Below are 13,698 nucleotides of genomic sequence, written 5' to 3' on the forward strand. Positions count from 1 at the left end.
CGCAAGATTAAGGAATACATGTGAGCAAGTCTCTGCAAGCCATTCGTGGCATGAACGACATCCTGCCCGAGCAGACGCCCCTGTGGCGTTATTTCGAGGGCACCGTGGCGCGTTTGCTGGATAACTACGGTTATCGGCAGATCCGCATGCCGATCGTCGAGTTCACCGAGCTGTTCAAACGCTCCATTGGTGAAGTCACCGACATCGTCGAAAAAGAGATGTACACCTTCGACGACCGCAACGGCGATTCCCTGACCCTGCGCCCCGAAGGCACGGCGGCCTGTGTGCGTGCAGTGCTCGAGCACGGCATCACCGGCGGCGGCCAGGTGCAGAAGCTCTGGTACGTTGGCCCGATGTTCCGCCACGAGCGCCCGCAGAAAGGCCGTTATCGCCAGTTCCACCAGATCGGTCTCGAGGTGTTCAACCTCGAGGGGCCGGACATCGACGCCGAGCTGATCGTCATGACCTGGCGCCTGTGGGGCGAGCTGGGGCTGCGTGATGCGGTCAAGCTCGAGCTCAACAGCCTGGGCACCAGTGAATCCCGCGGTCGCTACCGCGAAGCGTTGGTGGATTTTCTCTCCGCGCACGTGGACAAGCTGGATGAAGACAGCCAGCGCCGCATGAAGACCAACCCGCTGCGCGTGCTCGACACCAAGAATCCGGAAACCCAGGCGATCCTGGTGGACGCGCCGAAAATGGCCGACTACCTCGACGACGAGTCCCGTGCGCACTTCGAAGGGCTGAAGGCTCGCCTCGACGCCGTGGGAATCCCCTACGTGATCAACCCGAAGTTGGTTCGCGGCCTGGACTACTACAGCAAGACCGTCTTCGAATGGGTCACCGACAAGCTCGGCGCCCAGGGCACCGTGTGTGCCGGCGGCCGCTACGACGGGCTGGTGGAGCAGATGGGCGGCAAGCCGACCCCCGGCGTGGGCTTTGCCATGGGCATCGAGCGCCTCGTATTGATGCTTGAGGCGCTGGACAAGGTGCCTGAAGAGCTGTCCCGTCAGGTCGACGTCTACCTGTGCGCCTTTGGCGAGGCTGCCGAGCTGGCCGCCCTGTCGTTGAGCGAGCGGGTTCGCGACCAGTTGCCCAACCTGCGCCTGCAGGTCAACGCCGGTGCCGGCAGCTTCAAGAGCCAATTCAAGAAGGCCGACAAGAGCGGTGCGCTGTACGCATTGATCCTCGGTGACGACGAACTGGCCCAACAAGTGGTAGGTTTCAAACCCCTGCGTGGCCAGGGCGAACAACAAAGCATTGCCTGGGATGCGCTTGCTGCACACCTGGCCACCTGCGTCGTGCAGGGTTGAAGCTGTCAAACAGCCGATTTAGCGATTAAGGAGTATTGGGGTGTCGAGTACCGAAGATGAACAGCTGGCGGATTTGAAGGACTGGTGGACGCGCAACGGCAAGCCGCTGGTCACTGGCGGCCTGTTGGCGCTGGTCATCGTGTTCGGCTGGCAGGCCTACCAGAAATACCAGAGCAACCAGTCGCAAGGCGCCTCGATGCTCTACCAGCAATTGCTGGAAACCACCCTGACCCCGGACGGCAAGCCTGACGCGGCACGCGTGGCGGACCTGGCCGGCAAGCTGAACAAAGAGTTCGGCGGTACCGCCTACGCCCAGTACGGCAGCCTGTTCGTGGCCAAGGTCGCGGTAGACAGCGGCAAGCTGGACGATGCGGCCACCGAGCTGAAAGCGATCGTCGACAAGCCGGCCAACCCGACCTTGGGCGAAGTCGCACGTCAGCGCCTGGCACAGGTGCTGGCGGCACAGAACAAGACCGAAGACGCCTTGAAGCTGCTCGACGGCGACGCCGACAAGGCGTTCCTGGCGACTCGCGAAGAACTCAAGGGCGACCTGCTGGTACAGCTGGGCCGTGCCGATGAGGCCCATGCGGCCTACCAAAAAGCCAAGGCTGCGCTGTCGGATGAAGCCGCGGTCGGTGGCCTGCAAATCAAGCTGGACGACCTGGCCAAAGGGGATGCGTGACGTGATCCGTTGGAAACATGCAGCATTGCTGGCCCTGGCCATTCTGGCCGCGGGTTGCAGCAGCAACAGCAAGAAAGAACTGCCTCCGGCCGAACTGACCGACTTCAAAGAAGAAGTCGTTCTGCAGAAGCAATGGAGCCGTTCCATCGGTGATGGCCAGGGTGAAACCTACAACATGCTGGTGCCGGCCATCGACGGCGACACCATTTATGCCGGCGACGTCACCGGCGTCGTCATGGCCATGGATCGCATGAACGGCGACGTGAAGTGGGAGAAAGATCTCGAACTGCCTGTGTCCGGCGCCGTTGGCGTGGGTTACGGGCTGGTCATGATCGGCACGCTCAAGGGTGAGATCGTCGCCCTGGACGCGAGCAGCGGTGAAGAGAAATGGCGCGCCCGCGTGACCAGTGAAGTCCTCGCACCGCCCGCCACCAACGGCGACGTGGTCGTGGTCCAGACCCAGGATGACCGCCTGATCGGCCTGGATGCCGCCACCGGCAACCAGCGCTGGTTGTATGACAGCACCCCGGCGGTACTGACCTTGCGCGGCACCAGTGCGCCGATCGTCACCAACCGCCTCGCGGTGGCTGGCTTGTCGACCGGTAAAGTCGTTGCCCTGGACATTTCCAATGGCGTGCCAGTCTGGGAGCAGCGTGTAGCGATCCCTCAAGGTCGTTCGGAGTTGGAACGTGTAGTCGACATCGACGGCGGCTTGTTGCTGTCCGGCGGTACGCTGTATGTCGCCAGCTACCAGGGTCGCGTCGCGGCGCTGGACCTGGAAAGCGGTCGCGTGCTGTGGCAGCGCGATGCTTCCAGCTACGCCGGTGTCGCCCAGGGTTTTGGCAGCGTCTATGTGAGCCTGTCCTCGGGCACGGTCGAAGGCGTCGATGAACGTTCCACCACCGCGTTGTGGAGCAACGATTCCCTGGCCCGTCGTCAACTGTCGGCCCCGGAAGTGTTCTCCAGCTACGTTGCAGTGGGTGACCTGGAAGGTTACCTGCACCTGCTCAGCCAGGTGGACGGTCGTTTCGTCGGCCGTGAGCGCATCGACAGCGACGGCCTGCGTGCCCGTCCGCTGGTGGTGGGCAGCATGATTTATGTGTATGGCAACAGCGGCAAACTGGAAGCCCTGACCATCAAGTAAGACTATGCTTGGGTTAATTCCCAAGCGGCTTCATTCATGTGGGAGCGGGCTTGCTCGCGAAAGCGGTGGATCAGTTGACATCCATCTCATTGGGCCAGCGCATTCGCGAGCAAGCCCGCTCCTACAGGTTGGCCCCGAGCACCAGCCGCTGCCTCGCAGCGGCTTTTGTATTTTCTGAAATAACGAAGTGGAGAGCCGCATGGTTCCCGTAATCGCCCTGGTGGGCCGACCGAACGTCGGCAAGTCCACCTTGTTCAACCGCCTGACCAGGACTCGCGACGCCATCGTCGGCGACTTGTCCGGTCTGACCCGTGATCGCCAATACGGTGAGGCCAAGTGGCAAGGGCGTACCTATATTCTGGTCGACACCGGCGGCATCTCCGGTGATGAACACGGCATGGACGAAAAAATGGCCGAGCAGTCTCTGCTCGCCATCGAAGAAGCCGATGTGGTGCTGTTCCTGGTAGACGCCAAGGCCGGTTTTACCGCCGCCGACCAGATGATCGCCGAGCATTTGCGCAAGCGTAACAAGCGTTCCTACGTGGTCGCCAACAAGGTCGACAACATCGACCCGGACATGGCCCGCGCCGAGTTCGCGCCGTTGGGCATGGGCCAGGCGATCCCGATCGCCGGTGCCCACGGACGCGGCATCACCCAGATGCTGGAAATCGCCCTGGCGGATTTCCCCAAGGATGACGAAGACGAGCCGGAAGAAGGCGAGGAAGAAATCGTTGCCGAGGGTGAGGAAGCCAAGCGCATTCCGGGCCCGAGCGAAAAAGACGGGATCAAGATCGCGATCATCGGTCGCCCGAACGTCGGCAAGTCGACCTTGGTCAACCGCATGCTCGGCGAAGACCGGGTCATCGTCTACGACCAGCCCGGCACCACCCGCGACAGCATCTACATCCCCTTCGAGCGTAACGAAGAGAAGTACACGCTGATCGACACCGCCGGTGTGCGCAAGCGCGGCAAGATCCACGAAGAAGTCGAAAAGTTCTCCGTGGTGAAAACGCTGCAGGCGATCAAGGACGCCAACGTGGTGATCTTCGTGATGGACGCCCGCGAAGGCGTGGTGGATCACGACCTGAACCTGCTGGGCTTTGCCCTGGAAGCCGGGCGTGCGCTGGTCATCGCGATCAACAAGTGGGACGGCATGACGCCGAGCGAACGGGATTACGTGAAGGTCGAATTGCAGCGCCGGCTGTTCTTCGTCGACTTCGCCGACATCCACTTCATCTCGGCCCTGCACGGCACGGGCGTGGGCAACCTCTACGCTTCGGTGCAGAACTCGTTCAAGTCGGCGGTCACCCGCTGGCCGACCAACCGCCTCACCCAGATCCTCGAAGACGCCGTTGGCGAGCACGCGCCACCGATGGTCAACAATCGTCGGATCAAGCTGCGCTACGCCCACTTGGGTGGCGCCAACCCGCCGATCATTGTGATCCACGGCAACCAGATCGAGAAAGTGCCCAAGTCGTACGTTCGCTATCTGGAGAACACTTATCGTCGCGTCCTGAAGTTGGTCGGCACCCCGATCCGCATCGAGTTCAAGGGCGGCGAGAACCCGTACGAAGGCAACAAGAACACGCTCACCGACCGCCAGGTCAACAAGAAGCGCCGCTTGATGTCGCACCACAAGAAGGCCGACAAGAAGCGCCGCGACAAGCGCTGATTGTCGATGCAGCGCGCCGAACCCTGTGGCGAGGGGATTTATCCCCGCTGGGCTGCGAAGCAGCCCCAAGACAGGCAACTCAATACGCCTGATATACCGAGTTGTTGGGTTCTAGGGCTGCTGCGCAACCCAGCGGGGATAAATCCCCTCGCCACAGGTTCTGCGACGAGATGCATTGAAGAGGGTGCCCACGGGCACCCTTTTTCATGCCCGGCGATTGGGCTATCCTCGACCTCTCCCGCGCCGCACCAGAGCCGGGTGCAGACCCAGGGAACCCTCGATGATCACCAGCAAGTTGCCGAACGTCGGCATCACGATTTTCACCCAGATGTCACAGCTCGCCGCACAGACCGGCGCGCTGAACCTGTCCCAGGGGTTTCCCGATTTCGATGGCCCGCAGGCCCTGCGCGATGCGGTCGGCCGGCACATTGCCCAAGGCCACAACCAATATTCGCCCATGACCGGCCTGCCGGTGCTGCGCCAGCAGATCGCGGCGAAGATCGCCCGCAGCTATGGCGCCAGCGTCGATGCCGATCAGGAAGTCACCGTGACCCCAGGCGCGACCCAGGCGATTTTCTGCGCTATTGCGGCGGTGGTTAACAGTGGCGACGAAGTCATCGTCTTCGACCCAGCCTACGACAGCTACGAGCCTTCCGTGCAACTGGCCGGCGGGCGTTGCGTGCATGTGCCACTGGGCCTGGACGATTTCGCCATCGATTTCCAGAAGCTCGGCGAAGCCCTGAGCCCGCGCACGCGCATGATCATCCTCAACACGCCGCACAACCCCAGCGGAGCGTTGATCAGCCGCGCCGAGCTGGACCAATTGGCGGCCTTGATCCGTGATCGCGACATCTACCTGATCAGCGACGAAGTCTACGAGCACCTGGTATTCGACGGCGTGCCTCATGTCAGCGTACTTGCCCATGAGGAACTGTATCGCCGCGCCTTCGTGGTCAGTTCGTTCGGCAAGACCTACCACGTCACGGGCTGGAAAACCGGCTACGTCGTCGCGCCTGCGGCCCTGACGGCGGAGCTGCGCAAGGTGCATCAGTACGTCAGCTTCTGCGGCGTGACGCCATTGCAGTATGCGTTGGCCGACTACATGGTCGAGCACCCCGAACATGTCGATGAATTGCCAGGCTTCTATCAGGCCAAGCGCGACCTGTTCTGCGATCTGCTGGCGCCGTCGCGGTTCAGCTTCAAGCGCGTCGCCGGCACTTACTTCCAACTGGTCGATTACTCGCAGATCCGCCCGGACCTCAATGACGTCGACATGGCGCTGTGGATGACCCGTGAACACGGCGTGGCGACCATTCCGATTTCGGTCTTCTACCAGAACCCGCCGCAGGGCCAGCGCCTGGTGCGCTTGTGCTTTGCCAAGCGCGAGGAGACGCTGCGCGAAGCGGCGGAAAAACTATGCGTGATCTGAGCGCCTTGCCCAACCTGAACGTCGCCTTGATCCAGACCACCTTGGCTTGGCACGACCGCCGGGCCAACCTGGAGCATTTCGACGCGTTGCTTGAGCAGGCGCGCGGGGCGGACTTGATCATCCTGCCGGAAATGTTCACCACCGGTTTTTCCATGGAATCCGAGACCCTGGCGGAGCCTGAAAACGGACCCGCCAGCAAGTGGCTCAAGGACCAGGCGGCGAAACTGGATGCGGTAATCACCGGCAGCGTGATCGTCCAGGCCGCCGATGGCAGCCATCGCAATCGCTTGCTGTGGGCGCGGCCGGACGGCGAAGTGCTGCATTACGACAAGCGCCATCTGTTCCGCATGGCGGGCGAGCATAACCACTACACACCGGGCGACCAGCAGGTGCTGTTCGAGCTCAAGGGCTGGCGGATTCGCCCGTTGATCTGCTACGACCTGCGCTTCCCTGCATGGAGTCGCGACGCCGAGGACACTGACCTGTTGCTGTATACCGCCAACTGGCCGGGCGCCCGGCGCCATCACTGGAACCGGCTTCTGCCGGCGCGGGCCATCGAAAACCTGTGCTACGTAGCGGCGGTTAACCGGATCGGCACTGACGGCAAGGGCTTCGCCTATACCGGCGACAGCCAGGTGCTGGACTTCCAGGGCGAAACCCTGCTCAGCGCTGGCGAAGCCGACGGAGTGTTCACCGTGTGCCTGAGCGCGGCGGACCTGGCAGCTTATCGCACGCGGTTTCCGGCCAACCTGGACGCCGACCGTTTCGAGTTTATTTATTGAAACGATTCAGCCTCAAGAAGCGCTGTTGCGTGCCGATAACCGGTCAGCCAAGGAGGAGTCTCTATGACCAGTATCAGCGCAACGACCGTAAACCCTTATCCGCTGTCAGCTCCAAAAGTCTCCATTCGCGGGGCTGAGGAAGAGAAGGCGGTCAGTCCGGTGACACCGACTGACAGCAACGAAGACAAAGACAAGGCACTGAAAGTCGACACCAGCGGTGCGAACATCGCCGGTGCAGGCGGCAGCAGCGGCGCCAGCGACGTCATCGAGCAGTTGAAGAAGCAGATCGAGCGGACCGAGAAGCTGCTGGCCGAACAGCAAGCCCAGTTGGCCCGCGTGCAGAAAAGCCAGGCCGATCAGGAGCAGAAATCCCAGGAAGCCATGGCGATCCAGACCCAGATCATGGCAACCCAGGCGACCTTGCAGACCCTGCAGGCTGCGCTGTTGCAGGCGATGACTGTTTCGATCGATACCCATGCCTGACATTTTGGTCGTCTGAAAGGGCCCCTTCGCGAGCAAGCCCGCTCCCACAGGAGATTTCTGCCAGGCACAGAGTTTGTTCTCGCAGCAGATCCATTGTGGGAGCGGGCTTGCTCGCGAAGGGGCCGGAACAGGCCACACAAAACCATCAGCCAAACAAAAAGGCCCCAGGGTTCACACCCCAGGGCCTTTTTGCATTTCAGCCTTGGATCAAGCCGCCTTGGCTTCCGGCTGGCTCAGCGAGCGGTTCAGTGCGCTGAACAGTGCCTTGAAGCTCGCCGTGGTGATGTTTTCATCGATGCCCACGCCGTGCACCGCACGCTCGCCGTTGACCCGCAGTTCGATGTACGCCGCGGCCTTGGCATTGGTGCCGGCGCCGATGGCGTGCTCGTTGTAGTCCATGATTTCCACCGGAATCGGCAGGCCGGCCACCAGCGCTTCCAGGGCGCCGTTGCCTCGGCCGCGCCAGTGCAGGTTGGTTTCGCCCTGGCCCTTGCTTGCCACTTCCACTTCCACGGCGCTGTTGCCGTTTTCTTCCTGCAGGCGATGGCTGACCAGCGCGTACGGGGTGTTGGCTTGCAGGTATTCACGCTGCAGCAAGGCATGGATCTGCTGGGCGGTCATCTCCAGGCCCAGGCGATCGGTCTCGCGCTGCACCACCTGGCTGAACTCGATCTGCATGCGACGCGGCAGGCTGATGCCGTATTCCTGTTCCAGCAGGTAGGCGATGCCGCCCTTGCCCGACTGGCTGTTCACACGAATCACTGCCTCGTAGCTGCGGCCAATGTCGGCCGGGTCGATCGGCAGGTACGGCACTTCCCACAGGGTGTCCGGTTTCTGCTGGGCAAAGCCCTTGCGGATGGCGTCCTGGTGCGAACCGGAGAAGGCGGTGTGAACCAGGTCGCCGACGTACGGGTGACGTGGGTGCACCGGAATCTGGTTGCACTCTTCGACCACTTTGCGCACGCCGTCAATGTCGGAGAAATCCAGTTCAGGGTTGATGCCCTGGGTGTAGAGGTTCAGCGCCACGGTCACCAAGTCGACGTTACCGGTGCGTTCGCCGTTGCCGAACAGGCAGCCTTCGACACGGTCGGCGCCGGCCATCAGGCCCAGTTCGGTAGCGGCCACGCCGGTGCCACGGTCGTTGTGGGTGTGCAGGCTGATCAGCACGCTGTCACGACGAGTGATGTTGCGGTGGAACCACTCGATCTGGTCGGCGTAGATGTTCGGGGTGGCGACTTCCACGGTGGCCGGCAGGTTGAGGATCACCTTGCGCTCAGGCGTCGGGTTCCACACTTCGATCACGGCGTCGCAGACTTCCTTGGCGAACTCCAGCTCGGTGGCGCTGAAGGTTTCTGGCGAGTATTCGAACTGCCACTGGGTTTCCGGCTGCTGGGCGGCGTATTTGACGAACAGCTTGGCCGCGTTCACCGCGATTTCCTTCACGCCTTCCTTGTCCTGGTTGAACACGATGCGGCGGAACGACGGGCAGGTGGCGTTGTACAGGTGGACGATGGCCTTCTTCGCGCCACGCAAGGATTCGAAGGTGCGGGCGATGAGGTCTTCACGGGCCTGGGTCAGCACCTGGATGGTGGTGTCGTCCGGGATGTGGCCTTCTTCGATGAGGGTGCGCACGAAATCGAAGTCGGTCTGCGACGCCGCTGGGAACGATGCTTCGATTTCCTTCACGCCTACTGCAACGAGGGTCTTCCAGAAGCGCAGCTTCTTGACTGCGTCCATCGGCTCGATCAGCGACTGGTTGCCATCGCGCAGGTCGGAACTGCACCAGATCGGCGCGGCGGTGATGGTCTTCGACGGCCAGGTGCGATCCGGCAGGTTGATGGTCGGGAACGCGCGGTATTTCGAAGACGGGTCTTTGAGCATGCTCATGGGCGGAATCCTTATTGTCGTGGCCGGAAAAAGGCGGCCTGCCGGTGTTTCGAATGGGGTGGCTGTTCAGCCGGGACGAGGTGCCGCGATTCAGCCCGGCAGTCGTGCGCTGACGAGGCACAGGCTGCGGTGCTGGCGAAGCTGAATGAGGGTGTGAGAGGTTTTCATGCTTTCAACCCTAACCGCGTGGGCGGGGGGTTGCAAGCAGTCGGGGAAAATTGGGAGAAGTTCTGTTTTTTAACTGATTTGCGGGATTTAATCGCGCATGTTCGGGAATGGGTTCCTGGAAATTGCGTCGATGTTTTTAGCTTGGCAATCCGCAGGAGGCGGTGATGCGACAGCCGTCATCGCGAGCAAGCTCGCTCCCACAGGGGATCTGTGCTGATTGCAAATGTTGTTCACTGAGATCCCCATGTGGGAGCGAGCTTGCTCGCGATGAGGCCAGTAGCCTCACCACAAACACTCAGGGTTGAAACGCACCGATAAAAATCGCCGGATCCACCCGCGCATCATTCAGGCTGACGTTCCAGTGCATGTGCGGCCCGGTCGCGCGACCGGTGGCGCCGACCTTGCCGACCACCGCGCCGCGGGCCAGTTGCTGGCCGACCTTCACGTCGATCTTCGACATGTGGCAGAACATGCTGATGAAGCCTTGGCCATGGTCGACAAACACCGTGTTGCCATTGAAGAAGTAATTGCCGGTGAGGATCACCCTGCCGGCGGCCGGGGTCTTGATCGGCGTGCCAGCGGGCACGGCGAAGTCCAGGCCGGCGTGGGGGTTGCGTTCTTCACCGTTGAAGAAGCGACGCACGCCGAACTTGCTCGACAGCGGACCGTTGACCGGTTTGTCCAGCAACAGGTTACTGGGAATGTTCGGGCTGAAGCTGCGGTAGGCCTTCAACTGCACCGCGAGCTCGGCGTTGATGCGCTTGAGGTCCGCCGGGTTCGGGTTGACCTGGCGCGTGTTTTTCAGCGTGATGTGCTGCTCTGGGTACTTCTTGTAGCCGACCACGAAGGGCTGGGTACTGCCGCCGCTGCTGATCTGCTGCGTGCCGGGTTGGACCGTCAGCGGAATGCCGACAATTGCCAGCCAATTCTGCTGTTCCTTGACCACCAGCACCGGTTTGCCCTGGTAGGTGGCTTTCGGCGCCTGGGCCGCGCTGCCCAGGTCCACCACGGCCACGCCGCCGGGCACCGGTTTGTTCAGCAGGCGGCTGATGTAGCTGTCGGCGTAGGCGTTGAAGGTCAGGCACAGCAAGAGCAATGAGGCGAGATATCGCGGCATGAATCAGTCCAGTAGAGAAAGGGTGACCGGCGTCAGGTGATTGTCTTCGACCCGCACCAGCAGTTCGCCTTCGCCGAGCTTGGCGGTCAATCGCTGGCCGGTCTGGGTTTGCCCGGCGCTACGGATCGCATGGCCACGCTCGTCGAGCAGGATGCTGTAGCCCCGGCCAAGGGTCGCCAGGGGACTGACGATGTGCAGCGTTTGCATCTGGTTGTGCAATTGCACGCGTCGCGTTTTGAGGCCTTCGCGCATGGCCCGGGGCAAGCGTTCGGCCAGGCTGTCCAGGCGTTGGCGCAGCATGGCCAACTGTCGGCCCGGGTGTTGCCCGGCCAGGCGGGTTTCCAGACGGATCAGCCGTTCGCGGCGGGTATTGAGGTTGCGTTCGAAAGCCCGGCGCATGCGCATGTCCAGATCATCGAGGCGCTGGGCTTGCTGGCGCAGGCGTTCGCCGGGATGACGCAGGCGGCGAGTAAGGCCTTCGAGGCGCAGTTGATCGCGCATCAGCCGATCGCGCATGCGCATCACCAGCCGGCGATGCAGGCTCTCGACCCGGCGCACCAGGTCGCCGGCATCAGGCGCCAGCAGTTCGGCGGCGGCGGACGGAGTCGGCGCGCGCACATCCGCGACGAAATCGCTGATGGACACGTCGGTCTCATGGCCGACGGCGCTGACGATCGGCGTGACGCAGGCATCCACGGCCCGGGCCACGGCTTCTTCGTTGAAACACCACAAGTCTTCCAGCGAACCGCCGCCCCGGGCCAGGATCAGCGCGTCGAAGCCACGGGCATCGGCCAGTTTCAGGGCGCGGACGATTTGCGCGGTGGCCTCGCGGCCCTGTACGGCGGTGGGAATCAAGGTCAGGGAAATCTGCGGAGCGCGGCGGCGGAATACGCTGATGATGTCGCGGATCACCGCGCCCGTCGGTGAGCTGATGATGCCGATGCGTTGCGGATGGGCCGGCAACGGTACCTTGCGCTCGGCACTGAACAGGCCTTCGGCGCTGAGCTTTTCCTTCAGGGCATCGAAGGCCAGGCGCAGGGCGCCATCGCCGGCCGGTTCCACGGTGTCGAGGATCAGTTGATAGTCGCCACGGCCTTCGAACAGCGAGACCTTGCCGCGCACCTTCACCGCCAGCCCGTCCTTCAAGGCCTGGCGCACCCGCGCGGCGTTCTGCCGGAACAGCGCGCAACGCACCTGGGCGCCGCTGTCCTTGAGGGTGAAATACACGTGGCCGGAGGCGGGGCGGGCGAGGTTGGAGATTTCGCCCTCGACCCAGATGTTGCTGAACACGTCTTCGAGCAACACCCGCGCACGGCCGTTGAGCTGGCTGACAGTCAGGACCTCGCGGTCCAGGCCCAGTCGGGCAAAGGGATCTTTAATCATGGGCGGCATGATAAGGGGATTCGCGGACAGTGTGCAGAGAATTAGACCGGGTTGCCTGCATCGCGAGCAAGCTCGCTCCCACACTGGATTTATGTCGCGCTGAACTCCCTATGTGGGAGCGAGCTTGCTCGCGATAGCGTCGGATCGGTTGATATAAATGCTGGATGTCCCCCTCGGCATCTGGCTAAAGTCCCCGCTCTCCTCATCAAGGAAGTGCCGGATGAATTTTCTACCGTGGCTAGGTGAATGGGCATTCGCCCCCACGCAATGGCTGGTGATCGGCTCGGCCATCGTCCTGGCCTACATCGTCTTCGGCATCGCCGGGTTCGGCACGGCGCTGGTGGCGGCGCCGATCCTGCTGTTGTTCATGCCCCTGTCGAAGATCGTCCCGTTGCTGGTGTTGCTGGATTTCGTCGCGGCCTTCGGCAACCTGTTGCCTTCGCGCCGGGAGGTGTCCCGGCCGGAGCTGCTGCGGTTGCTGCCCTGCATGGCAGTGGGTTGCACCTTGGGCGTGATCTTCCTGCTCAATCTCAAGTCCGATCTCTTACTGCTGTTGATGGGGCTGTTTATCAGTGCCTATGCGATCTACAGCTTGTTGATAAAGACCCGGCCGGCGCAGCTATCGGCGCTGTGGTCGATCCCCATGGGCACGGTGGGCGGATTGTTTGGCGCGCTGTTTGGCAGTGGCGGCTTTTTGTATGCGATCTACCTGAACAGCCGTTTGTCCAAGGAGGCGGCGCAGGCGACCCAGAGTGCGCTGATCAGCTGCAGCACGGTGGTACGCTTGAGTCTGTTCGTCATCGCGGGCGTGTATGCCGAGCTACCCTTATTGGTACTGGCGCTGTGTTTGATGCCGGCCATGGCGCTGGGGTTGTGGGTGGGGCGTCGCCTGACCATGAAAATGTCCCGAGAGGCCTTCGTGCGCCTGGTCACGTGGCTGGTGCTCGCCAGTGGCCTCGCGTTGATCGGGCGCTACCTGAGTGCTTGACCTGATCCCGCCAGGGATTAAGCTGCCGGCCTTTTATAAGATCCGCCAGGAAAACCGCCAGGCCTCGCCATGAATTCGCAAAGCATCATCGTCCCGAAAATTTCCACCTTGCCGGTCCACGAGCCTCGGGCCCGGGCGATCGTGCGTTGGCTGGTGCGCAAGAACATCGTCGAAGAACAACTGACCACCTGCGGACGCACCGGCAATCGCATGGCCCATGCCATCGCCCCGGGTGCCCGCGACGTGGTCCTGCATCCCGACGCGTTGCCTTTCGGCGAACCGGTCAACGGCCTGGAGATCATCACCAAGCGCTGTATCTATACACCGGCCAAGGGCTTTCTCGAGGAAGCTGGTTGTGCCGAGTGTCGCAAGGAGATTGGCGAAGCGTTGTTCGAAAGCCTGGAAGACTGGATGCCGGGGCGCACCGATAACTTCACCTGCCCTGAATGCGGGCATGAAGATGACATCAATGGCTTCCTGTTCCTGCAACCCTGCGCTTTCTCCAACCTGGGTTTCATCTTCAACAACTGGCTGGAGGCGGGATTCAAGCAGGACTTCATCGATGAATTCGCCGATTGGCTGGATCAGCCGGTGAGTTGGGTGAAGGTGGAGTTGTAGATAGGTACACAACTGGATGCTTTTGTGGGGGGGGG

Annotated in this window: 12 protein-coding genes; 9 read left to right on the forward strand and 3 right to left on the reverse strand. The window is 62.1% G+C overall.

The window, feature by feature from the left end; all coding sequences use genetic code 11:
* Positions 1 to 20: 20 nt before the first annotated feature.
* From hisS to JMN22_RS17935, 7 genes are all read left to right on the forward strand, one after another.
* Positions 21 to 1,310 carry a histidine--tRNA ligase gene (gene hisS / locus JMN22_RS17905; protein ID WP_198796295.1) on the forward strand — a complete coding sequence of 430 codons (1,290 nt, stop codon included), beginning with the start codon at positions 21 to 23 and terminating at the stop codon, positions 1,308 to 1,310.
* A gap of 40 nt (positions 1,311 to 1,350) precedes the next feature.
* Positions 1,351 to 1,992 (forward strand): tetratricopeptide repeat protein, encoded by a 642-nt coding sequence (locus JMN22_RS17910; protein ID WP_030139587.1) that lies wholly within the window; start codon positions 1,351 to 1,353, stop codon positions 1,990 to 1,992.
* Positions 1,985 to 3,136, forward strand: a complete 1,152-nt coding sequence (gene bamB, locus JMN22_RS17915; RefSeq protein WP_030139586.1) for an outer membrane protein assembly factor BamB — start codon at positions 1,985 to 1,987, stop codon at positions 3,134 to 3,136. Before JMN22_RS17910 ends, bamB begins: the two co-directional genes overlap by 8 nt.
* Before the next feature lie 199 nt (positions 3,137 to 3,335).
* Positions 3,336 to 4,808, forward strand: a complete 1,473-nt coding sequence (gene der / locus JMN22_RS17920) for a ribosome biogenesis GTPase Der (protein ID WP_030139585.1) — start codon at positions 3,336 to 3,338, stop codon at positions 4,806 to 4,808.
* A gap of 280 nt (positions 4,809 to 5,088) precedes the next feature.
* A complete protein-coding gene (locus JMN22_RS17925; protein ID WP_198796296.1) occupies positions 5,089 to 6,237 on the forward strand; it encodes a pyridoxal phosphate-dependent aminotransferase in 1,149 nt (382 codons plus the stop codon).
* A complete protein-coding gene (locus JMN22_RS17930; protein WP_198796297.1) occupies positions 6,225 to 7,019 on the forward strand; it encodes an amidohydrolase in 795 nt (264 codons plus the stop codon). The genes JMN22_RS17925 and JMN22_RS17930 overlap by 13 nt, the downstream gene beginning before the upstream one ends.
* A gap of 63 nt (positions 7,020 to 7,082) precedes the next feature.
* Positions 7,083 to 7,502: a hypothetical protein gene (locus JMN22_RS17935; protein ID WP_030139582.1), complete on the forward strand. Its 420-nt coding sequence runs from the start codon at positions 7,083 to 7,085 to the stop codon at positions 7,500 to 7,502.
* A gap of 207 nt (positions 7,503 to 7,709) precedes the next feature.
* On the opposite strand, the gene leuA is transcribed toward JMN22_RS17935, so the two are convergent.
* From leuA to xseA, 3 genes are all read right to left on the reverse strand, one after another.
* The gene (gene leuA / locus JMN22_RS17940) at positions 7,710 to 9,389 is read right to left on the reverse strand and encodes a 2-isopropylmalate synthase (RefSeq protein WP_030139581.1); all 1,680 of its coding nucleotides are present in this window, start codon (positions 9,387 to 9,389) and stop codon (positions 7,710 to 7,712) included.
* Between the two features lie 463 nt (positions 9,390 to 9,852).
* A complete protein-coding gene (locus JMN22_RS17945) occupies positions 9,853 to 10,674 on the reverse strand; it encodes a peptidoglycan DD-metalloendopeptidase family protein (RefSeq protein ID WP_198796298.1) in 822 nt (273 codons plus the stop codon).
* Between the two features lie 3 nt (positions 10,675 to 10,677).
* On the reverse strand, positions 10,678 to 12,057 hold the full coding sequence (xseA, locus tag JMN22_RS17950) for an exodeoxyribonuclease VII large subunit (RefSeq protein WP_198796299.1): 1,380 nt from the start codon (positions 12,055 to 12,057) through the stop codon (positions 10,678 to 10,680).
* Between the two features lie 220 nt (positions 12,058 to 12,277).
* Between xseA and JMN22_RS17955 the strand changes: the two genes are divergently transcribed.
* Together JMN22_RS17955 and JMN22_RS17960 are read left to right on the forward strand one after the other, a co-directional pair.
* On the forward strand, positions 12,278 to 13,045 hold the full coding sequence (locus tag JMN22_RS17955; RefSeq protein WP_198796300.1) for a sulfite exporter TauE/SafE family protein: 768 nt from the start codon (positions 12,278 to 12,280) through the stop codon (positions 13,043 to 13,045).
* 69 nt (positions 13,046 to 13,114) lie between these two features.
* Positions 13,115 to 13,663, forward strand: a complete 549-nt coding sequence (locus tag JMN22_RS17960) for a sugar ABC transporter ATPase (protein ID WP_198796301.1) — start codon at positions 13,115 to 13,117, stop codon at positions 13,661 to 13,663.
* The last annotated feature ends 35 nt before the right edge of the window (positions 13,664 to 13,698 follow it).

Source organism: Pseudomonas sp. HB05 (genome assembly GCF_016756915.1).
GTDB classification, from domain to species: Bacteria; Pseudomonadota; Gammaproteobacteria; order Pseudomonadales; family Pseudomonadaceae; genus Aquipseudomonas; species Aquipseudomonas alvandae.